We start from the raw sequence: 20,289 nt of genomic DNA on the forward strand, positions 1-20,289 counted from the left end.
GTGGACAGCGGATGCCGCGGCCCGGCTGCGGAAAGCCGAAAGCGCGCTTCGAAAGGCACAGCTTAGAATGACGATCATGAGCGAGGCACCCTCAGCCGCGGCCACGGGTGGCCCGTACCGGCAGCCGATCGTCGCGTCGGCGATCGAGCTGACCGTGCGTTCCGGCTGGGCCTCGGTGACGATGAGCAAACTCGCGGAGATCGTCGGCGTCAGCCGTCAGACCGTCTACAACGAGCTCGGCTCGAAGACCCAGCTGGCCGAAGCGATGATCTCGCACGAGCTCGCGAGGTTCCTTTCGGTCGTGCAGGACGCCTTCGAGCGGCATCCCGACGACCTCGTCGAGGCGATCCACGACGCCGTCCGAGGCGTCCTCGAACTCGCCGACGACAACCTCCTGCTGCGTGCCATCGTCTCGGCCACGCACGGCGCCGACACCGAGTTGCTGCCGCTGCTGACCGTCCGAGCAGGCAGCCTGCTGGGCGAAGCGACGATCATGCTGCGCGGCCGCGTGCGCGACTACGGCCCGCCGCTGGACGCCGAACAGCTCGACGTCGCGATCGACGTCGTGGTCCGGACGGTGCTGAGCCACATCATGCAGCCGTCGGACACTCCCGCGCGCACGGCCGACGCGCTGGCGTGGATGGCCTCGCGGGTCCTCGGCACGAGCACGACCCGGTCACTGCGGCATCTTTCGCAGGATTAGGGCCGCGGCCTCGGCCGGGCTCAAGTGGGTGTTGTCGATACGCAGGTGATCGTGCCGCTCGATCAAGCCCTGGGCGTGCACCCGGCGGGTTCCGCCGGTATTCACGACGTAGTCGCGGTCGAGTTCGAGAAGGTTGACGCGCGAGAACTCGGGATCACGCTTGCTGGGCTTGCGATCGAGGCGGAGCTCGGTGGAATTGCGCCTGAGCCGCTCGTCGAGATCCGCGTACAGCTCGACGAACCGCGTCGCACCGGCTCGACGGCCATGTGGTTGTGGAACAGCTTGAACCCGGTGAGTTCGCACAGCTTCTTGCCGACGGCGGGCGGTCCGAAGATCACGACGAACTCCACCCGAGTCACGGTAGCGGGCCGCGCTCGAACCCCAGCGCCGAGAACCTGGCCCGGCGCCGTGATCTGTGCCGTGATTCGCAGCAGCCGTGCTGGATTGGCGATGGCATGACCGGAACCGGTCGCGATCCTGTCGGTGGGCCGTGTTCTTGGGACTGTTGTCGAGGCGGGTTTTGTTCGGCGGGCGTAGGGAGGGTGCGGCGATGTCGGAGGGGTGGGGTTCGCGGCATCACTTGATCGTGGTGGCCGATGTGGAGGGGTTCGGGGATCGGCGGCGGACTGGACTGCATCAGCGGGCGGTGCGCGATGGTCTCTACGGGGTGATGGAGGCGGCTTTCGCCGCGGCTGGGATCGCCTGGACCGAGTGCTACCGGGAGGATCGCGGGGACGCGGTGTTCGCGCTGGTGCCGGGCGAGGCGGACAAGGCGAGGTTCGTGGAGGCGGCGCTGCCGGCGCTGGTGACACGGCTGCGGGTGCACAACGACACTCATCCCGAACCACAGCGGATCCGGTTGCGGATCGCCTTCCACGCCGGGGAAGTCGGTTATGACGAGCACGGTGTCACGTCGTCGTCGCTGACATTGGCGTTCCGGTTGTGTGACGCGGCATCGCTGAAGAGCGCGCTCGCCGCGTCGCCCGGGGTGCTGGCGGTGATCGTGTCGGATTGGCTGTTCGACGACGTCGTCCGTCACACTCCCGCCGTCGCGCCCTCGACTTGGCGGCAGGTGCCGGTCGAGGTCAAGGAAACCGCCACCACCGGGTGGGTCACGCTGCCCGATCATCCCTATCCGCCCGGTCCGGCTCCAGCATCGACGGGGCGTCCGCGCGCGGGTTCGGACAGGATGGTGCCCCGCCAGCTCCCCGGGTCGGTGCGGGATTTCACCGGCCGGGCCGCGCATCTGGCCGCGCTCGACGCGCTGATCCCACCCGACCCCGATCAGTACGGCGAGCGACCGCGGTCGGTGGTGATCACCGCGGTCGACGGCGCGGGCGGGATAGGCAAGACCACCCTCGCGCTGCACTGGGCCCATCGGATCCAGCACCGATTCCCCGACGGCACTCTCTACGTCGACCTGCGTGGCTACGGCCCCGGAACTCCAGTCACCTCCGGCGAAGCCCTCAGCGGATTCATGCGGGCCTTGGGTGTCACGGCCGGCGCGATCCCCGCAGACCTCGACGCCCAGGCGGCGCTGCTGCGATCGATGCTCGCGGGCAAACGCACGCTGATCGTGCTGGACAACGCCTCCAGCGCCGAGCAGGCCCGGCCTCTCCTGCCCGGCACCGCGGGGTGCATGGTGGTGATCACCAGCCGCGACAGTCTCACCGGCCTCGTCGTCACCGACGCCGCCCACCGCCTCACCCTCGACCTGCTCACCACGCCCGAAGCACTCGACCTGGTCATCGGCATCCTCGGTGTCGAGCGAGCAGCCGCCGAACTGGCCGCGGTCCGCCAACTGGTCCGGTTGTGCGCACGGCTGCCATTGGCGCTGCGGGTCGCGGCCGGCCGCGCCGCCGCCCACCCGCATCTCACGGTCGCTGACGTCGTCGCCGAACTGGCGGACGACCGTACCCGACTCGATGTCCTCAGCGAGTTCGGTGACGAGCGAGCCGCTGTCCGGGCGGTGTTCGACTGGTCCTACCGGCGACTTCCGCCCGACCAGGCGCGGCTGTTCCGGCGCCTCGGCCTGCATCCCGGACCGGATCTGTCCGTTCCCGCCGCCGCCGCGCTCGCCGAGTTGCCGCCCGCGGACACCCGTCCGCTGCTCGTCGCGCTGGCTGGCGCGCACCTGATCGAGCCCGTCGCCGGCGGCCGGTACCGGTTCCACGACCTGCTGCGTGCGTATGCCGCCGATCTAGCCCGCCGGCACGACGCCGATGAAGACCGTGACCGTGCGCTGGAATCCATGCTGACCTTCTACACGCACACGGCTCGCATCGCTGACCACCATCTTTACCACGTGTTCCCGGAGATGCCGGCGGTCGTGGCGGAACCCGACCACCCGCACCCGATCGCGGACCTCGACGAGGCATGGGCCTGGCTCATCTCCGAACGCACCAACATTCTGGCCGGACTCCAGTACGCCGCGAAGCATCGGCTCGACCATCACACCATTCCCCTCGCTCAAGCCTGCCGGTTCCTCTGCTCCACCGGCAGCGCTCACGAATGGATTGACGCCCACGGTGTCGGGATCGCCGCCGCGAAGCGAATCGGCAACCGCACCCAAGAAGCACATCTCTTGCTCAGCCGTGGGGAGACGACCAGCAAACTGGGCTGGTGGGACCAGTCCTACGCCGATTTCGACCGCGCGGTCACGTTGGCCCGGCAACTCGACGACACCCGACTTCAGGTATTCGGACTCAATGGCCATGGCCTGCTCTCGCTGCGGCAGGGCCAGTTCGAAGAGGCGGTGCGCCTGCTCGAACTTGCCCTGCCGTTGAGCAAGGGCATCGACACCGGACGCATCGAGGCGGTGATAGAGGGCAGTCTCAGCACCGCCCATCTCAGCCTCGGCGACAGTCAGCTCGCGCTCGAGCACGCCGAGCGTGGCCTGTACCTTCGCCGCCAAGCCGGAGACCCCGCCGGCGAAGCATTTGCGCTGACACACATGGACATGGCACGAGCCTGGCGCCGGCTGGGAGACCCCGAGACCGCGATCGCGCTATGCCGGGACGCGATCGCCCTCGGGCACAGCACACCCGTCAACCGCAGCACCACCATCGCCGACCCGCTGGAAGTCCTGGCGAGCTGCCTCCACGAACTCGGCCACACCAGCGAAGCCGTCACCTGCTGGAAGGAAGCCGCCGCCGTCTACGACGAAAACGGCCGCACCAGCGAAGCCACAGAAATCCGCCAACGTCTCCACGACGCACTGACCCCGTTCTGACACCCCGCGTCGATCATCGGGAACGGCACCAGGTCCTTGTTGAGGGGTAAGTCAAGGGTGGCGCGGCCGAGCCTCTGTGGCGAAGGATCCCTTCGCTGGCTACAAGTTCGAGTTCGCGGGCGGGTCGCGACGAGCCTCCAGTGTCGCGGATCTGGCCGTCCGACGAGAGCCGACCGCATCCTGATCGTCCACAGAGGACACCTTTGTAAGCGGGGTCGTGAGTGGCAATGCGCGTTCTAACCCTCTTTATCACTCACGACCCCCTCAAAACCGCACATTCAGCCATCAACCAGACATCCAGCTGTCGGAGAGTGCCCCCGCGGACACTTGAGGAACGATTGGCGCCCGCCGACCGGTCCAGAACCGTGCCGCGAAGGCCACCTCTCAGAGGCTCGGTCCGCCACTTTTGACTTACCCCTCAATAGAACCCGCATTGCCACTCACGACCCGCCTGGGTGCGGTCTGCTCTCGTCGGCCGGTCCTGATCCGCGACGCCGCGGGGTGTCGCCTGGCGAGGCGGATCCGGATGTCCGGAAGTCGTGTCGGGTCATCGGTGGGAAGTTGGGCTGTTCGCCGGTCACGCGGGACTGTGCGTCCCGGTTGACTGGTCAGGTCGGAAGAGGCGTGACAGTCGATGATGAGGTGCGCACGGTGGCTGGCGGGAGTGGGCGTGTCGGTCATGCCGTGGCGTGCGTCGTGGCCGGCGTGTCGATGCTGGTGGCGGGTTGCGCGGTTCCGCGCGCTGACTCTGTCAATCCGGGTACGAGCGGCACGGCTGCCGAGAAGGCGCCGACGATCCCTGTCACCGAGGCGCGTAAGCGTCTGGGTGAGCTGTCGGTCGCGGTCCGCGGGGTTCTCGATGGTTACGACCGGGCGAAGTTTCCGCACTGGAAGACCGTGTCCGGCGCCTGCAACGTCCGCGAGGAGCTGTTGAAACGGGACGGGGTGAATGTCGAGGTCAACGCGGAGTGCGCCGCGGTGTCCGGGACCTGGCGAAGCGTCTATGACGGGGAGACGTGGCGGAAGGCTTCCGAGGTGGATATCGACCACGTGGTGCCGTTGGCTCAGGCTTGGGCGAGTGGTGCGAAGTCCTGGGATCAGGCCCGGCGCGAGCAGTTCGCCAACGAGCTGACCTTGCCGCAGTTGCGGGTGGTCACCGACAACCTCAACCAGCAGAAGGGTGACAAGGCGCCGGAGGCGTGGAAGCCGCCGCTTGTCGCGTTCTGGTGCACCTATGCCACGGACTGGATCGTGGTCAAACACGCCTATGGGCTGACGATCACCGTCCCGGAACGGACCGCGCTGTCGAGCATGCTCGACCGGTGCTGACACCCCGCCCTGAAATCCCGGGGCAACCCCGCTAGCGCGGGCTTGGGGCCATGACGCTCGCGTCGTCGAGGACCAGTGGTCGCCAATCGGCGGCGCCGGTCCGGCCGTGCCCCGGGTCGATGCCGGTGAACACGCGTCCTCCGACACGCACATGGACGTGGCGTGCGTACCAATCGACCGCCGCGCGTTGCCGGATCCGCCCAGTGCACCGCCAGGTTCGATCGGCGAACCGCACTACCGTGGAGTGCCCGTGGATCTGGCCGAAGGGTACGACACCGCGATGGCCCATCCAGGGTTCGTGCAGTGCTGCGCCCGACTCGGCCCACAGCGGACCCGCACTGCCGTCGCGGCCGTGTTCACCGATTTCCCAGATCAACTCCGGACGCTCGTTGAGCGACTCCGCGGCCTCGGTCGCCGACATCGGTTCTCCCAGCCGTTGCCAGCAGGCGAGCGTCAAACCCGCGTGAGTGACCAGTAGTTCGTCGCCCTCGGCGAGAGGTTCGCGCCAGAAGACGGCCCTGCCGGGCAAGTACTGCGTCTCGTGATTGCCCGCGAGCTGGATCCACCGCCGCGCGTCCAGCAACGTCGCCACGATGTCGAGCACTCCTGCGCTGTCCGGGCCGCGATCAAAGCCCGGCGCAACTGATCCGGGTGCCCGCCGACATCGCCGATGACGGCGACTCTTCCCATGACCACTCCCACGACAGCCGACACGAACCAGCGTACGGATTCCCGAACCGAACGTAGCCGGTGTCCGCTCGTTGAATTCCCTGCTAATCCTTCGTCGTTTGCCGTTGTCCTCCCCGGCGTAGGCGGGAACTATTCGTGTTTGGTCCGAATGTTGTCGGAGGGAGCGACATGCGCGTGAGAAAGCTGCTCGTGGCCGTCACTGCGGTGACCGCGGTCGTCGGCGGGGTGAACGTGCCGGCGTGGGCGACCATCGAAGCCCCGGGCGTCGTCGCCAACGCGGTGACGTTGGAGGGAGCCAAGAACTTTCGCGACGTCGGCGGGTACGCCACGACCGACGGCCGTATGGTGCGTACCGGCGTGGTCTTCCGGTCCAACAAGCTTTCCCGGCTCACCGACGCGGATCTCCGGCTGCTCACCGCGGTGAACGTCTCGCTGGATGTCGATCTGCGCAACGTGAAGGAGCGCCGCGACGAGCCGGACCGGGTGCCTCCGGGCGCCCGTTACCAGGTGGCCGACGTGGTCTCGCTCGAACACGGGCTTCGGTTCCACGACAACGCCGCCGTCACGCTGGTGAAGGCCATCGCGGCCGGGCTGCTCAACGGATCCGACAACCTGGGCCAGTCGATCGGCTACCCGTTCATGGTCGACTTCGTGGGCGCGGACCACGCGTTCGGCGACCTGCTGCGTGCCATCGCGGCGAACGGTTCCGGCGCCACTGTTTTCCACTGTTCGGCGGGCAAGGACCGCACCGGCTGGGGGTCGGCGATCCTGCTGAGCCTGCTCGGTGTGCCGCGTGCGGCCATCGAGGCCGACTTCATGCTCAGCAATGACAAACTGGGCGACCCCAAGGCCGTCGAGCTGAGCTGGCTGCGTGCGGCCTTCGACGAGGTCAACCATCTCTACGGGTCCATGGAAGCCTATGCCCGCCAAGGACTCCGCCTCGACGACGCGACCATCGCCGCGTTGAAGGCCCGCCTCCTGGTCTGACAATCAGCCGAGAGTAACGATAAAGCTGCCGGCCGGTCGTGATCCCTGCTCAGCGCGGGCTGAGCACCACGACCGGGATCTCTCGTTCGGTCCATGCTTGGTACTTCGCGAAATCGGCGTACAGGTCGACCAGAAGGGGCCAGAGTTCGCGGCGCTCCTCGGCCGGGGTGACCCGCGCCGTGACGGGGAGGTCGCGCCGGCCCTTGAGGTGGACGCGAGTCTCGGGATGCGCGATCAGATTGAAGTACCACTGCGGGTTTCGTGGCAGGCCGCCCTGGGAGGCCACGATGACGAGATCTTCTCGGTGGCGCAGATACAACAGGGGAGTGGTGAACAGGCGGCCGGACTTGCGGCCCCGGTGCTCCAGCAGCAACGTCGGCGCCGGTTTGCGGAAGGCCGCCCCGACCCGCCATTTGGCGCCGACGCGGCCGCCGGTCAGTTTGAAGATCTTCACCTGCGCCTTGGCCATGTACTTCATGGCCGCGGCGGTCACGGGCGAGTCCAGGCCTTGGGGGGTGTTCTCGGGCAGACTGAAACGTCCCATCGTGAACTCCTCGAGCTGGGCGGGATCTAACGTTCGCCGGACGGTCCGGCGAGTACGGACGTCACGAGATCGACGAGGTCGGCGACGACCTCCTTGAGAGGCCAGGCCGGGGGCTCGGCGTCCGGATCGAGGAGCCGCCGGACCCGCTCGATGTCGCCCAGGACGTTCAGCGTCACGTGCATGGCCTGGGTCAGCCGGAAATCCAGCGTCCTTCGGGGAACGCCGCGGGACTTGCGCTCCAGCAGTTCGACGAACCTCGCGTTGCGCTGGAGAAAGGAGCCGGAAAGAACGCCCAGTCCCTTCTCGTCGGTGGCGAGCAGCCTGCCGACCAGGCGAATCCAATGCTCGCCGCCGGAGCCGAGCACCGTGACCACGGGCCGCACGAACGCGACCGCCAGCTCGCGCACGGTGACCTCGTCCTCGGACAGTTCCGCCAGTGCCGCGTTCCGCTCGTCGGTCACCTGGCCGAGGCGGCCGCGCAGGACCGCGTCGAGCAATCCCTCCTTGGACCCGAAGTGGTAGTGGATCGCCGCCACATTCGTTTCCGCCGCCTGCATCACGGTGCGCAGGGAAACCGCTCCGACGCCCTGTTCGGCGAAAAGGCGTTCGGCGGCGGCGACGAGCCGCTGCTCGGTGCTGGTCACGACCGCAGGCTATCAGTCGTTTCAATCAGTTGATAGAGCGCTCGTCGTAGGCCTCGCGCGCGGCGTCGATCTGCGGCAGGTGCGCGATGCTCCACGCGAGCAGCGGCGCGGTGGCCTCGCGCAGGGTCCTGCCCATCGTGGTGAGCTCGTAGCTGACGTGCGGCGGCATCACGTTGCGAACCGTGCGCGTCAGGATCCCGTCGCGTTCGAGGTCTCGCAGCGTCACGGTGAGCATGCGCTGGCTGATGCCGTCGATGGCTCGTTTGAGCTCGGTGAAGCGCCGTGGTCCGTCCTTGAGCATGCGCACGATCAACAGCGCCCATTTGTCCCCGACGATCCCGAGAACTTCGCGCGCCTGGCACGGATCCTGCACGGTTACCTCCTGAGAACCGGGGCACCGGAAAGTGCCGTATTGCCCGGTGGCCACCACGCGGACACGATGGAACGGTTACCAAAGAGTACTGAGGCACGAGGAGGAACCGCCGGATATGGCCACATTTCTGCTGGTACACGGCGCCTGGCACAGCGGGCGGAGCTGGGATCGCGTGGTCCCGAAGCTGGAGTCGGCCGGGCATCGGGTGTTCGCGCCGTCTCTGACCGGCTACGGCGACAAAGCACATTTGCTGAGCCCCGAAATCAGAGGAGCGTCTCGACGACGTCGTCCTCGTCGGGCACAGCTACGCCGGGATGGTCGTTTCGGGAGTCTCGAACCGCGTCCCCGGGCGGATCGCGCATCTGGTGTTCCTCGACGCGATGGTCCCCGAAGACGGCGAAAGCGCTGTCGACGTCCTTCCGGTCACCAAGCGGCTGATCGACCTCGCCGTGGACGGCTGGCGGGTTCCGCCGATGCCGGAGCAGCCGCCACCACTCGGTCTGTTCGGAGTCACCGATCCGGACGACATCGCCTGGTTGCGCTCGATGCTGTCGGACCAGCCCGTGGGGTGCCTGCAGGAGCCGGTCCGGCTGGACGACCCGGCCGCGCGCACGATCCCGCGCACACACATCCACTGTGTCGTGGGGAAACCGGAAGGAATCACGCGGCGCCCCGTCCCGGCGGGTGAGCGGACGCGGGAGTTGCCGACCGGCCACGACTGCATGATCACCATGCCCGCCGAACTCGCCGCACTGCTCGCCGAAGCGAGCGCCGACGGCATCTCGTCGCAGACCAGCATCCGCGGCCGTGGAGCTCATCGACCGCTGAAAGGCGCTATTCCTCGGTGAGCTCCGCCAGCTGATCCGCGGCGTCCTGGTTGCCGCGCTCGGCCAGCCGTCGCAGCTCGTCCAGCGCCTCCAGTTCGGTCGCGGTTTCGATCAGCTGGTCCGCCGCGTCGCTGCTTCCGCCGTCGGCCAGCCGCCGGAGTTCGTCCAGGTCGCCACGCTCTCCGGCGAGTTCGATCAGCTCGTCGACGGCGTCCCGATCCCCGGCGGCGGCGCGCTTCCGCAAGTCGTCCAGTTCGCTCATGGTCATCAGGTTACGGGGACCGCGTTCATCCCAGGTCCGACTTCGCCAGCTTCGACGGCCACCAGATCTTCCGTCCGACGTCCACCGCCAGTGCCGGTACCAGCAGCGACCGCACCAGAAGCGTGTCGAGCAGAACGCCGAACGCGACGATGAACGCCAGCTGAGCCAGGAAGAGGATGGGCAGGACGGCCAGTGCGGCGAAGGTCGCGGCGAGTACGACGCCCGCGGACGTGATCACGCCGCCGGTGACGCGCAGGCCGCGCAGCGTCCCGTCCCGCGTGCCGATCCTTCCCGCCTCTTCGCGGACCCGGGTCATCAGGAAGATGTTGTAGTCGATCCCCAGTGCGACAAGGAAGACGAAACCGAACAACGGGACGACCGGGTCGGCGCCGGGGAAGTCGAAGACGTGGTTGAACACCAGCGCCGAGACACCCATCGTCGCGGCGAAGGACAGCACCACCGTGCCGATCAGCAACAGCGGTGCGAGCAGCGACCGCAGCAGCAGGGCGAGCACGAGGAAGATCACGACCAGGACGATCGGGATGATCACCATGCGGTCGTGCTCGGACGTCTCCCTGGTGTCGAGCAGCGTCGCCGTCGGCCCGCCGACCTTGGTGCCGTCGACGGTGTGCACGGCTTCGCGGATCCGCTGGACCGTCGCGACGGCCGCGTCGGAGTCCGGCGGATCGGCCAGAACCGCGTCGATCTTCGCGAGCCCGCCCGCTTCGCCGCTTTGACGGACGTCCGAGACGCCGGGGACGCGTGCCAGCGCGGTCACGGCATTACCTTGACCGGCCGGGGTGATGATCACCGTGGGAGAGCCGGAACCACCGGGGAAGTACCGGGAGAGGACTTCCTGCCCCGCGACGGAGTCGACCGGGGTGAGGAAGACGTCGGACTGCGCGGTGCCGGAAGCCTTGAGCTGCGGGAGGAACGCGCCGCCCGCCAGCAGGACGACGGTCGTGACGATCCAGACCGTGCGGGGCGCGCGGGAGATCCAGCCCGCGACGCGGCCCCAAAGTCCGCCGGTCTCCTCCTTCGGCGGGGCCACCGCCGGCCGGAAGGGCCAGAAGGCGTTGCGCCCGCACAAAGCCAGGACGGCGGGCAGGAACGTGATGGTGGTGAGGAAGGCGGCACCGATGCCGATGGCGGCGACCGGGCCGAGTCCCTTGTTGGAGTTCAGGTCGCTGAACAGCAGGCAGAGGACGCCGAGAATCACCGTGCCCGCCGACGCCGCGATCGGTTCGATGGTCGAGCGCCAGGCCGTGCGGAGTGCGGCGCGGGCGTCGTCGGTCGTGCGGAGTTCTTCGCGGTAGCGCGAGATCATCAGGAGCGCGTAGTCCGTGGCGGCGCCGAAGACGAGGATGAACAGGATTCCCTGACTCTGGCCGTTCAAGGCCAGCACGTCGTGGTCCGCGAGCAGGTACACCGCGAGGCTCGCCGATCCCAGCGCGAACACGGCCGACAGCAGGACGAGCAGGGGGAGCAGCGGGCTCCGGTAGACGATGATCAGGATGAGCGCGACCACCGCGCCCGCGACCAGGAGCAGCAGCCCGTCGATCCCGCCGAACGCCTCCTTGAGGTCGGCGACCTGCGCGGCGGGGCCGGTCACGAGCACTTTCAGCCCGTCGGGTGTGTCGCGGGCGAGCGCGTCTCGCAGCGCCTCGACGCCGTCGCCGGGGTCACTCGTGGCGTCCATGAGTACGACGACCTGCGCTCCCGCGTTGCTCTCCGGCGCCGGGATGAGCCGCGCGTTCGATGTCCGGTCGGCGAGGAACCGCTTGTCGCCGTCGGTCAGGCCCGATGGCCGCTCGGCGACGACGATCGCGGGGATGACGGCGGCGCTGGAGAACTGCTTCTGGAGCTCGCCGACCTCGGTCGCCTCGGCTGAAGCGGGGAGGAAACTGCTGCTGTCGTTCTCCGTGACCTGGCTCAGCTTGCCGGCGTACGGGCCGCTGAACCCGCCGAAGATCAGCCAGGCCACCGCGACGAGGGCGGGGAGCAGCCACCGCAGACGTGACCGCGTGCGGGCGGGGCGTTCGACTTCCGAGATCATGGGCGGATGGCTCCTGTGGCAAGGCTATTTCGACGAGTGAATAGTTCGACCACCGAAATAGTAGAGTGGTCACCCGGACGGGGCAACAGGAGGGGAGGTTTCGGACATGACCAACGGCGCTGAAGGCACTGAAGACGCTGATGACGTCGAAGAGGTCTCGGACGAGTTGCTCGTTCTCCTGCTGCGGCAGCTGACCGTCGAGTCGGACCGGTTCGCCGAGATGTTCGGCGAGGCGCACGGCCTGCACCGGACCGACCTCAACGCGCTCGCGGTGATCATGGACGCGGCCAGGATGGGCGCCCCGATGAGCCCGAGCAGGCTCGCGAGCGCGCTGCACCTGAGCGCGTCCGCGACGACGTCGGTGCTGGACCGGCTGGAGCGGGCCGGGCACCTCTACCGCGACCGGAGCGCGACCGACCGGCGCAAGGTCGAACTGCGGATGCACGATCAGGCGAGGCAGATCGGCGCGGAGTTCTTCCTGCCGCTCGGCGCGAGCTTCTCCGCCGCGTGGCGGGACCTGGGGGAGGACGAGCGGCGGACGGTCGCCCGGTTCCTCCGGAGCAGCATCGCCGCGACCGTCGAGGTCCGGGGTCGGCTGGCCCCCTGAAAGGCTCACTCGGACTGCGCGGCGCCCCTTCGCGGTGAACACTCGGGTGAATGCGATGTGTGGTGCTCGGTGCGACGGGTTATGTCGGTGGACGGCTGGTGCCGCAACTGCTCGACGCGGGTCACGAGGTCCGTGTGGTGGCGCGCTCTCCGGAGAAGGTCGCCGAAGAGCCGTGGCGTGACCGGGTCGAGGTCGAACGCGGCGACGTCACCGATCCGGCCTCGATCGAGACGGCCCTGACCGACGGCGAGGTGGTCTACTACCTCGTGCATTCTTTGGCGCGCAAGGACTTCGTCGAGGTCGACCGGGAGGCGGCGCGGACGGTCGCCGAGGCCGCGAAGACGGCGGGCGTGCGGCGGCTGGTGTACCTGGGCGGCATCGTGCCGGACGACGAGGAGCTGTCCCCGCACCTGGCGTCCCGCGCCGAGGTGGGCCGGGTCCTGCTGGATTCCGGGGTACCCGCCGTCGTCCTGCAGGCCGCGGTGATCATCGGTTCGGGCTCGGCGAGCTTCGAGATGCTGCGCTACCTGACCGAGCGGCTCCCGGCGATGATCACCCCCAGATGGGTGCACAACCGGATCCAGCCGATTGCGATCCGGGACGTGCTGCACTACCTCGTGCACGCGGCGGAACTGCCGTCCGAGGTCAACGGTGCCTTCGACATCGGCGGCCCCGACGTCCTGACCTATCTGGAGATGATGCGCCGCTACGCCGTCGTCGCCGGTCTGCCGAGGCGAGCCGTCGTCCCGGTGCCGGTGCTGACGCCGTGGCTGTCCGCGCAGTGGGTCAACCTGGTCACGCCCGTGCCGAAGTCGATCGCCGTGCCGCTGATCGAATCGCTGGTGCACGAGGTGGTCTGCCACGATCACGAGATCGCCGGGCACATCCCCGATCCGGAAGCGGGCCTGACCCACTACGAACACGCCGTCGAACTGGCGCTGACCCGGATCCGGAACGCCGACGTGCCGACCCGCTGGTCGGACGCGTCGACCACCTCCGCGCCGTCGGATCCGCTGCCGAGTGATCCGGCCTGGGCGGGCGGGACCGTCTACGAGGACAAGCGCGAGCAGAAGACGGACGCCTCACCGGGAGCGCTGTGGGACGTCATCGAGTCCATCGGCGGGGAACACGGCTGGTACTCGTTCCCGCTGGCGTGGTCGGTCCGCGGCTGGGCCGACCGGCTCGTCGGCGGCGTCGGGCTGCGGCGCGGCCGCCGGGATCCGCGGCGGCTGCATCTGGGCGAGGCGCTGGACTGGTGGCGCGTCGAATACCTCGACCGGCCGCGGCTGCTGAGGCTGCGGGCGGAGATGAAGCTGCCGGGGCGCGCCTGGCTCGAACTCAGTGTCGAGTCCGATGAGGACGGTGGGACGATCTACCGGCAGCGGGCGGTGTTCGAGCCGCACGGTCTGGCGGGGCACGCGTACTGGAAGGGGATCGCGCCGTTCCACGGCGTCGTCTTCGGCGGCATGGTCCGCAACATCACCGGTGCCGCGCAAGGAGAATCCGGCGCCTCGTGAGTGGTAAGGACGGTTCTAACCGTCCTTACCACTCACGAGGCGATCAGGCTTTGAGCGCCTTCATGGTGTCTTCGGCGCTCTTCTTGACCTTGGCCTTCATGTCCTCCTCCACGGTCGGCCAGCCGTCGGCCTCCCTGGCGTATCCGGCCCCGGCGACCGTGAGTACCAGCGCGCCGTGCCGGACGTCGTACTTGTAGAGCCAGAATTCGCTGACGGCCCAAGGCTTCTTGTCGTCGTGCTGCCGGTACAGATACGCCGCCGATCCGAGGCCTTCGACGTCGGCCACGGTGATGTCGGAGCCGGGGGTCGCCCGCTCACCGTCGCTTTTCCGGAAGTCGTCGAACATGGCCTTGGCGGCGGCTTCCCCCGACGGGTGGATCGCGATGAAGGTGGTCAGCGTGGCGTAGCCGCCGGAACCGTCGAACTCCATCTTGCAGTTCCCGCCGTCGAGACCCGCGGTCAGCTTGTCGGGAGTCTTCGACGGCGTGCCGCGGGTGAGGGCCTCGAAGTCGGCCGTGTTCACCGCCGCGCACGCGTCGCCGCCGTTGAGACGGTAGGTGGGCGGCGGCTCGGGTTCGGAGGAACAGCCGGTGATGGTGACTGCGAGCGCCGCGAGAAGCGCTCCACGGAGGCGGTGGGCGGGCATGACCGGATGGTGGCAGCGGGTCCACCGTGCCATGAGGGCATTTGTGCCCGGTCGTATGGGATCGTGAGCGGATGAGGATCTTGCTCGTCGAGGACGAGCGGCGGCTGGCCGAATCGCTGCGGGCGGGGCTGAGCGCCGAGGGCTATGCCGTGGACGTCGCGCACAACGGCCGTGACGCGCTTTGGTACGCCGCCGAACATCCGTACTCCGCGATGATCCTCGACATCATGCTGCCCGGCCTCAACGGCTACCGCGTCTGCCGGAGGCTGCGCGAACGAGGCGACACCACGCCGATCCTCATGCTGACCGCGAAAGACGGCGAGGACGACGAGATCGAGGCGCTGGACACCGGCGCCGACGACTTCCTGCCGAAGCCGTTCTCCTACGGCGTGCTGCTCTCCCGGTTGCGGGCGCTGATCCGGCGCGGGGGAGCGACCCGGCCGGGCACGTTGCGGCTCGGCGACCTCGAACTCGACCAGGCGAGTCACACCTGCCGCCGCGGCACGGCCGAGATCCCGTTGACCACCAAGGAGTTCGCCTTGCTCGCGTACCTGATGAAACGGCAGGGCGAGGTCGTCACGAAGGCCGAACTGCTGGAGAACCTCTGGGATTTCGCGGCGTCGGCGACCGCGAACCTGGTGGAGGTGCACATGAGCGCGCTGCGGCGCAAGATCGACCTGCCGTTCGGGGCGGAGACGATCCGGACGGTCCGCGGCGCCGGCTATCACGTGGTGGGTTCCGGTGCGTAGGTTCTGGCGGACCACCCGGTTCCGGGTCGCGCTGACCGCTTTCCTGGCGTCGATCATCGCCCTGGCGGTCGTTTCGGCGTGGCTGGTGCTCGATGCCCAGAACCGGCTGGGCAACGGCGCCGCGCAGGTCGCGAGGGAGCGCGCGGCCGCGGTCGTCCAGGTGCTGAACACCGGCGCCGCTCCGGCCGATCTGCGGCTCCTCGTGCAGGCTTCGGTCTACGAGGTGACCACCCAGACCGGCGAGCGGGTCGCGTCTTGTCCCGGCCTGCGTTCCGGGACGATCGTCCCGGACGGCGGCTTCGACTACGGCGACAGCGTCAAGAACATCAAGCCCGGCGACGTCGACCTCGCGAGGCGGGAATCCGTCGGCTGCGCGAGCGCGCTCGGGGAAGATCCAGAGGGGAACGGACTCCGGCTGCACGTGGCGGGCGCCGTGAGCGGCGACAGTAAGTACCGGGTCTACGGCGCCGCCATCGTCGACGAGTCCGGACAGGCGGCGCTCGATGCGGTGCGCATGACGCTTTTCGCGGGAGTCCCGGTGATCGCGCTGCTGATCGGGGTGATCGCGTGGCTCGCGGTGCGCCGGTCGCTGCGTCCGGTCGAGGCGATCCGTTCGGAGGTAGCGGAGATCGGCGCGCACGATCTCTCCCGCCGCGTACCGGCCCCGGACAGCGCCGATGAGATCGCGAAGCTCGCGGACACGATGAACACGATGCTCACCCGCTTGGACACCGCCGTCACCCGGCAGAGCCGGTTCACCTCGGACGCGTCGCACGAACTGCGCACCCCGCTGGCCTCCCTGCGGACCCAGCTGGAGGTGCTGCTCGCGCATCCGGACCGGCTGGACTGGCGCGACGCCTGCCGCAACGCGCTCCTCGACATCACCCGGCTGCAGGACCTCGTCGCGGACCTCGTGCTGCTCGGCAAACTGGACAACGCGGAACCGGAGCGGCTCACGCCGGTGCGGCTGTCCGAAGTGGTCGAATCCTGCCTCTCCGGACGACGGGGCGTCCGCGCGGGGATCGAGGGAGATCCGATCGTCCTCGGGAATCGCGGACGGCTGGAACGGTTGCTGCGCAACCTGGTTGACAACGCGCAACGTCACACCCGGACCGGCGTCGAGGTCACGGTGTCCACAATGGACGGCTTCGCCGTGCTGTCGGTCTCCGACGACGGCCCCGGCATCCCCGCTGAGGATCGCGAGCGGGTGTTCGACCGCTTCGTGCGGCTGGACGACGGACGCGCGCGTGACGACGGTGGCGCCGGCCTCGGGCTGGCGATCGTCGCCGACATCTCCCACGCGCACGGAGGTACGGCCGAGGTGGCCGACCACGACGGCGGTGCCCGCCTGGTCGTCCGGCTGCCCTTGGCGGAAGCGCGAAGCTGAAGACGTCTTCAGCTTCCTTAAGCTTCGGTTCAGCGTCCGGGCCCGAACCTACGGGCCATGTCCGATCTTTCGCGCCGCTCCTGGTGGCAGCCGCTCGGCCACGCCGACTACCTGGCGTCGTCCTGGTTCCCCGGTCTCACCGGCGTACGCGCGCTCGCCGCCGTGGCCGTCGTGTTCTTCCATTACGGAGGCCCTGCCCTGGACCCGCTGCAGGGCTGGATCGCCGTGCAGCTGTTCTTCGTGCTGTCCGGGTTCCTGATCACCACCCTGTCCCTGCGCGAAGAAGACCGCACCGGCCGGATCTCGCTGCGCGAGTTCTACCTGCGCCGGGTCTTCCGGATCCTGCCGGTGTACTTCCTGCTCCTGGCGCTGACCACGCTCGCGGTGACGCTCGGCGGCACCTACCAGAGCAGCAGGCTCGCCGACGCGATGCCGTACTACCTCGTCTTCGGCAACGAACTCGTCGACTTCAACACGCCCTATCCGACGTCGTGGTCGCTGGGGGTGGAGGAGAAGTTCTACCTGGTCTGGCCCGCGCTGCTGGTGCTCACCTCGTTCGCGCGAAGCGGGAAGACGGCGTTGCGCCTGCTGTTCGGCGCGTCGGCCGTCCTCGGCGTGGTGATGTTCGCGCTGCCGCTGGCTCCGACGCACACCTGGGCGAGCCTTTCGGTGCACTACTGCTCGCTGGTCATCGGCTGCCTGCTGGCGATGACGCTCCACCATCCGCGCGGGTTCGCCCTGTTCCGGCCGCTGACCAGTCCCGTCGCCGCCACGGTGATCGGCTGCGGGTTCGTCGTGCTGCAGTTCTCCGTCGGGCCGCTGGCGAAGGTGCTCGGCGGGCACTGGCAGTTCGTCGTCCCGGTTTACGCGGCCGGCTCGGCGCTGCTGCTCGTGGCCGTCGTTTCGCCGGGGCCGGTCCGGAAACTGCTCTCGAGCAGGCCGATGACCTTCGTCGGCGATCGGTCGTACGCGCTCTACCTCGCCCAGACGGGCGCCGCCGGGGTGACGGGCTGGTTGTTGCCCAGCGGGTTCGCCAAGGCCGCGGCGACCGCGGGGGTCGCCCTGGTGTTCGCCTGCGCGCTGCGCCGGTGGGTCGAGCAGCCCGCCATCGCCTACGGCCGAAAGGTGATCGGACGACGAGCGCCCGCCGGGCCTCCGGTGGAGGCCACGGCGGGCGCGAAGTGAGCGGATCCGTCGTCAGTGGTGCGCGGCCGCCGGGGCGCCGGTGGCGCTCTTCTTGACGAACAGCGAACCGGCGAACGCGGCCAGCCCGACGCAGCCGGCGACCATGAACGTGGTGCGGATCCCCGCCGCGTCGGGGCTGGCCGACCCGGCCGTCACCGTGCTCGCCGTGGCCACCGCGATGAACACGGCGGTGCCGAGCGCGCCGGCGAGCTGCTGCAGGGTGGCGAGGATCGCGCTGCCGTGCGAATAGAGGTGTTCGGGCAGCGAACCGAGCGACTCGGTCATCAGCGGCGTCATCATCAGGCCGAGCCCGCCCATCAGGAGGACGTGGATGGCGATGACCGCGACCAGCGGTGATCCCGGGCCCAGCAGGGCGAACAGCCACAACGAGACCGCCATCGCGGCCGCGCCGGGGATGACCAGGGGCCGGGGACCGAAGCGGTCGTACAGCGCGCCGACCGGGCGGCCGAGCAGCCCGAGGACCAGGCCGCCGGGAAGCACCGCGAGCCCGCTGACGAACGTGCTGGTGTGCAGGACGGTCTGCAGGTACAGCGGGAGCAGGATCGCCGCGGCGCCGAGCAGGCACATGAACAGCAGTGCCGTCAGCACCAGCGAGACGACGAAACTGCGGTGGGTGAACGGGCGCAGGTCCAGCAGCGCGCGGTCTTCCTTCTGCAGGCGCAACTGGCGCCAGGTGAACACCACGAGCGCCACGGCCCCGACGACGATCGGCACCCACGGCGGCACCGGCTGGTGCCCGCCCGCCGGTTCACCGGACGTCGACAGGCCGTACAGCACGCCGCCGAAACCGATCGCGGACAGGATCACCGACAGCACGTCCAGCGGCACCTTGCGGGTCTCGCTGTCCAGCCGCAGCCGCACCATGCCGACCACCAGCGCGGCGATCGAGAGCGGCAGCACGATCCAGAACATCCAGCGCCAGCCGAGCGAGGAGAGCACCGCGCCGCCGATGGTCGGGCCGATGGCGGGGGCGACCGCGATGACGATGGTGATCGTGCCCATCGTGGCGCCGCGCTTCTCCACCGGGACCAGGCGCATCACCGTCGTCATCAGCAGCGGCAGCATGACCGCGGTACCGCACGCCTGGATGACCCGTCCGGTCAGCAGGAGCGCGAAACCCGGCGCGAGCGCGCTGACCAGGGTGCCGGTGCTGAAGAGGGTCAGCGAGGCCAGGAAGACCTGGCGCGGGGTGAACCGTTCGAGCAGGAACCCGGTGATCGGGATGACGACCGCCATGGTGAGCAGGAAGCCACTGGTCAGCCACTGCACGGTGGTGGTCGGGACCTTGAGGTCGACCGTCAGGTCACGCAGCGCGACGCTCAGGATGGTCTCGTTGAGGATCATCACGAACGCGGAAAGGACCAGGACCCCGATCAGGAGCCCGGCGCTGGCCGGTGCCCTTTCCTGGTCGCGCGTGGTTTCGGGCAGGGTCTCGGTCATCTGTTGGGGGCTCCTGGAAGGGCGCGTTCCGCGTGGGCCGCCCTCGGCGACAGCGAAGGCGAAGCTGATTCTCTCGTTCAGTCTGCCTGTGCCGGTCGGTGTGTGTCACGCCGATTTCCGTAGTGAGTACGGTCACTACGCTCTGAGCGGAACCGGGTCCGCACGCGAGCGGAACGGATTTCCCGCCGTATCGCGATAAAATCGCGTCGTGACCAGAGCGATCACGGCTGATCAATGGCGTTCGGCGCGACGCGCCTATCGGGTGACGGGTACGCGATTCGCCGAACTGGTGACCGGTATTCGGGATCCCGGCGCGAGGGTCACCGCGGAGTGGACGGTGGCCGACACCGTGGCCCACGTCGCGCTGATCGCGAAGATGTACACGTCGCTGGTGCGGCCGGACAATGCCCCGCTCCTGGACGCGCGCGGTCAGGATCAGCTCGAAAAGACCACTGTGGACACGGTTTCCGTGCTGAACACTTTGGTGCTGGAGGATTTCCCCGAACGCGACATCGGCGTGCTGGTGACGGGGTTGCTCGCTGACATCGAGGAATTGCTGCGAGTGACCGAGGACGCCGATCCGGCGGCCCCGCTGGACTGGCTCGGCGAATCGCGAGTGCCGCTGGCCGGTGTCCTCGCGCACCTGGTCAACGAGCTGCAGATCCACGGCTGGGACATCGCCAAGGCGCTGAACCTGCCGTGGGCGATGCCGCCGGGTGACGCGGCGCTGTTCTTCGATCTCTTCCTGGTGGGCGTGCTGACGCACGGCATCGGGCATCTTCTCGACTCCGGCGAACCGCCGCGGGAAAGGCGCATCGCCGTGGCCTTCCGCTCGGCGTACACGACTCCGGTCGTGCTGGTGCTGCACCGGGGGCGGGTCACGGTCGAGGAGCCCGGCGGCCCGGTCGACGCGCGGATCGCGTTCGATCCGCCGTCGCTGAACCTGATGCTGTTCCACCGGGTCGGCAAGGCGCGGACCGCGCTGACCCGCAAGATCGTGGTCAGCGGTCCGCGGCCGTGGTTGCTGCCCGCGTTCCTTCGGGTGGTCCGTTTGCCCTAGGAAGTGGTGGGGTCTCGCCGATGGGGTCCT

General features: G+C 68.8%; 20 protein-coding genes. 12 read left to right on the forward strand and 8 right to left on the reverse strand.

Annotation, left to right across the window (positions count from 1 at the left end):
• Positions 1 to 67 precede the first annotated feature (67 nt).
• The 4 genes from ACLJPX_RS17395 to ACLJPX_RS17410 all read left to right on the forward strand — a co-directional run bounded on the left by ACLJPX_RS17395 (position 68) and on the right by ACLJPX_RS17410 (position 5,264).
• Positions 68 to 703 (forward strand): TetR family transcriptional regulator, encoded by a 636-nt coding sequence (locus tag ACLJPX_RS17395; protein ID WP_410600990.1) that lies wholly within the window; start codon positions 68 to 70, stop codon positions 701 to 703.
• A 45-nt stretch (positions 704 to 748) separates the two neighbouring features.
• Entirely contained in the window at positions 749 to 1,162 is a 414-nt protein-coding gene (locus ACLJPX_RS17400) for a hypothetical protein (RefSeq protein ID WP_410600991.1), read from the forward strand.
• Positions 1,163 to 1,253: 91 nt separating this feature from the next.
• Positions 1,254 to 3,935 (forward strand): NB-ARC domain-containing protein, encoded by a 2,682-nt coding sequence (locus ACLJPX_RS17405; RefSeq protein ID WP_410600992.1) that lies wholly within the window; start codon positions 1,254 to 1,256, stop codon positions 3,933 to 3,935.
• A 711-nt stretch (positions 3,936 to 4,646) separates the two neighbouring features.
• Positions 4,647 to 5,264: a DUF1524 domain-containing protein gene (locus ACLJPX_RS17410; RefSeq protein WP_410601328.1), complete on the forward strand. Its 618-nt coding sequence runs from the start codon at positions 4,647 to 4,649 to the stop codon at positions 5,262 to 5,264.
• 31 nt (positions 5,265 to 5,295) lie between these two features.
• Here the strand turns inward: ACLJPX_RS17410 and ACLJPX_RS17415 are convergent, their stop codons facing one another.
• Positions 5,296 to 5,868, reverse strand: coding sequence for a metallophosphoesterase (locus tag ACLJPX_RS17415; protein ID WP_410600993.1), 573 nt, complete (start codon positions 5,866 to 5,868; stop codon positions 5,296 to 5,298).
• Between the two features lie 254 nt (positions 5,869 to 6,122).
• Here ACLJPX_RS17415 and ACLJPX_RS17420 point away from each other — a divergent pair, with 254 nt between their 5' ends.
• Positions 6,123 to 6,941 (forward strand): tyrosine-protein phosphatase, encoded by an 819-nt coding sequence (locus ACLJPX_RS17420; protein WP_410600994.1) that lies wholly within the window; start codon positions 6,123 to 6,125, stop codon positions 6,939 to 6,941.
• A gap of 49 nt (positions 6,942 to 6,990) precedes the next feature.
• Here the strand turns inward: ACLJPX_RS17420 and ACLJPX_RS17425 are convergent, their stop codons facing one another.
• The 3 genes from ACLJPX_RS17425 to ACLJPX_RS17435 are packed head-to-tail and all read right to left on the reverse strand — an operon-like array spanning position 6,991 to position 8,502.
• Positions 6,991 to 7,485 (reverse strand): nitroreductase family deazaflavin-dependent oxidoreductase, encoded by a 495-nt coding sequence (locus tag ACLJPX_RS17425; RefSeq protein WP_410600995.1) that lies wholly within the window; start codon positions 7,483 to 7,485, stop codon positions 6,991 to 6,993.
• 26 nt (positions 7,486 to 7,511) lie between these two features.
• Positions 7,512 to 8,129, reverse strand: a complete 618-nt coding sequence (locus ACLJPX_RS17430) for a TetR family transcriptional regulator (RefSeq protein WP_410600996.1) — start codon at positions 8,127 to 8,129, stop codon at positions 7,512 to 7,514.
• Between the two features lie 25 nt (positions 8,130 to 8,154).
• Complete coding sequence (locus ACLJPX_RS17435) at positions 8,155 to 8,502, reverse strand: winged helix-turn-helix transcriptional regulator (protein WP_410600997.1); 348 nt, start codon at positions 8,500 to 8,502, stop codon at positions 8,155 to 8,157.
• Positions 8,503 to 8,816: 314 nt separating this feature from the next.
• Here ACLJPX_RS17435 and ACLJPX_RS17440 point away from each other — a divergent pair, with 314 nt between their 5' ends.
• Positions 8,817 to 9,350, forward strand: a complete 534-nt coding sequence (locus ACLJPX_RS17440; RefSeq protein WP_410600999.1) for a hypothetical protein — start codon at positions 8,817 to 8,819, stop codon at positions 9,348 to 9,350.
• Here the strand turns inward: ACLJPX_RS17440 and ACLJPX_RS17445 are convergent.
• Positions 9,337 to 9,591 carry a hypothetical protein gene (locus ACLJPX_RS17445; RefSeq protein WP_410601000.1) on the reverse strand — a complete coding sequence of 85 codons (255 nt, stop codon included), beginning with the start codon at positions 9,589 to 9,591 and terminating at the stop codon, positions 9,337 to 9,339. The two genes, ACLJPX_RS17440 and ACLJPX_RS17445, sit on opposite strands and share 14 nt — an antisense overlap.
• Positions 9,592 to 9,616: 25 nt before the next feature.
• Positions 9,617 to 11,647: an MMPL family transporter gene (locus ACLJPX_RS17450; RefSeq protein WP_410601001.1), complete on the reverse strand. Its 2,031-nt coding sequence runs from the start codon at positions 11,645 to 11,647 to the stop codon at positions 9,617 to 9,619.
• A 106-nt stretch (positions 11,648 to 11,753) separates the two neighbouring features.
• Between ACLJPX_RS17450 and ACLJPX_RS17455 the strand changes: the two genes are divergently transcribed.
• The gene (locus ACLJPX_RS17455; RefSeq protein ID WP_410601002.1) at positions 11,754 to 12,254 is read left to right on the forward strand and encodes a MarR family winged helix-turn-helix transcriptional regulator; all 501 of its coding nucleotides are present in this window, start codon (positions 11,754 to 11,756) and stop codon (positions 12,252 to 12,254) included.
• Between the two features lie 50 nt (positions 12,255 to 12,304).
• Positions 12,305 to 13,771: an SDR family oxidoreductase gene (locus ACLJPX_RS17460; RefSeq protein WP_410601003.1), complete on the forward strand. Its 1,467-nt coding sequence runs from the start codon at positions 12,305 to 12,307 to the stop codon at positions 13,769 to 13,771.
• A gap of 43 nt (positions 13,772 to 13,814) precedes the next feature.
• Here ACLJPX_RS17460 and ACLJPX_RS17465 read toward each other — a convergent pair whose 3' ends face one another.
• Positions 13,815 to 14,417 carry a hypothetical protein gene (locus tag ACLJPX_RS17465; protein ID WP_410601004.1) on the reverse strand — a complete coding sequence of 201 codons (603 nt, stop codon included), beginning with the start codon at positions 14,415 to 14,417 and terminating at the stop codon, positions 13,815 to 13,817.
• A gap of 71 nt (positions 14,418 to 14,488) precedes the next feature.
• Here ACLJPX_RS17465 and ACLJPX_RS17470 point away from each other — a divergent pair, with 71 nt between their 5' ends.
• From ACLJPX_RS17470 to ACLJPX_RS17480, 3 genes are read left to right on the forward strand one after another with little or no spacing between them, the layout of a single operon-like run.
• On the forward strand, positions 14,489 to 15,166 hold the full coding sequence (locus ACLJPX_RS17470) for a response regulator transcription factor (RefSeq protein WP_101608165.1): 678 nt from the start codon (positions 14,489 to 14,491) through the stop codon (positions 15,164 to 15,166).
• On the forward strand, positions 15,159 to 16,553 hold the full coding sequence (locus ACLJPX_RS17475; protein ID WP_410601005.1) for an ATP-binding protein: 1,395 nt from the start codon (positions 15,159 to 15,161) through the stop codon (positions 16,551 to 16,553). Before ACLJPX_RS17470 ends, ACLJPX_RS17475 begins: the two co-directional genes overlap by 8 nt.
• Before the next feature lie 57 nt (positions 16,554 to 16,610).
• Positions 16,611 to 17,738, forward strand: a complete 1,128-nt coding sequence (locus ACLJPX_RS17480) for an acyltransferase family protein (RefSeq protein WP_410601006.1) — start codon at positions 16,611 to 16,613, stop codon at positions 17,736 to 17,738.
• Between the two features lie 12 nt (positions 17,739 to 17,750).
• On the opposite strand, the gene ACLJPX_RS17485 is transcribed toward ACLJPX_RS17480, so the two are convergent.
• Positions 17,751 to 19,199, reverse strand: coding sequence for a DHA2 family efflux MFS transporter permease subunit (locus ACLJPX_RS17485; protein ID WP_410601008.1), 1,449 nt, complete (start codon positions 19,197 to 19,199; stop codon positions 17,751 to 17,753).
• A gap of 208 nt (positions 19,200 to 19,407) precedes the next feature.
• On the opposite strand from ACLJPX_RS17485, the gene ACLJPX_RS17490 reads away from it, so the two are divergent.
• Positions 19,408 to 20,259: a maleylpyruvate isomerase N-terminal domain-containing protein gene (locus ACLJPX_RS17490; RefSeq protein WP_410601009.1), complete on the forward strand. Its 852-nt coding sequence runs from the start codon at positions 19,408 to 19,410 to the stop codon at positions 20,257 to 20,259.
• Positions 20,260 to 20,289: the final 30 nt, after the last annotated feature.

It is taken from the genome of Amycolatopsis sp. lyj-90 (genome assembly GCF_046549035.1).
Lineage (GTDB): Bacteria > Actinomycetota > Actinomycetes > Mycobacteriales > Pseudonocardiaceae > Amycolatopsis.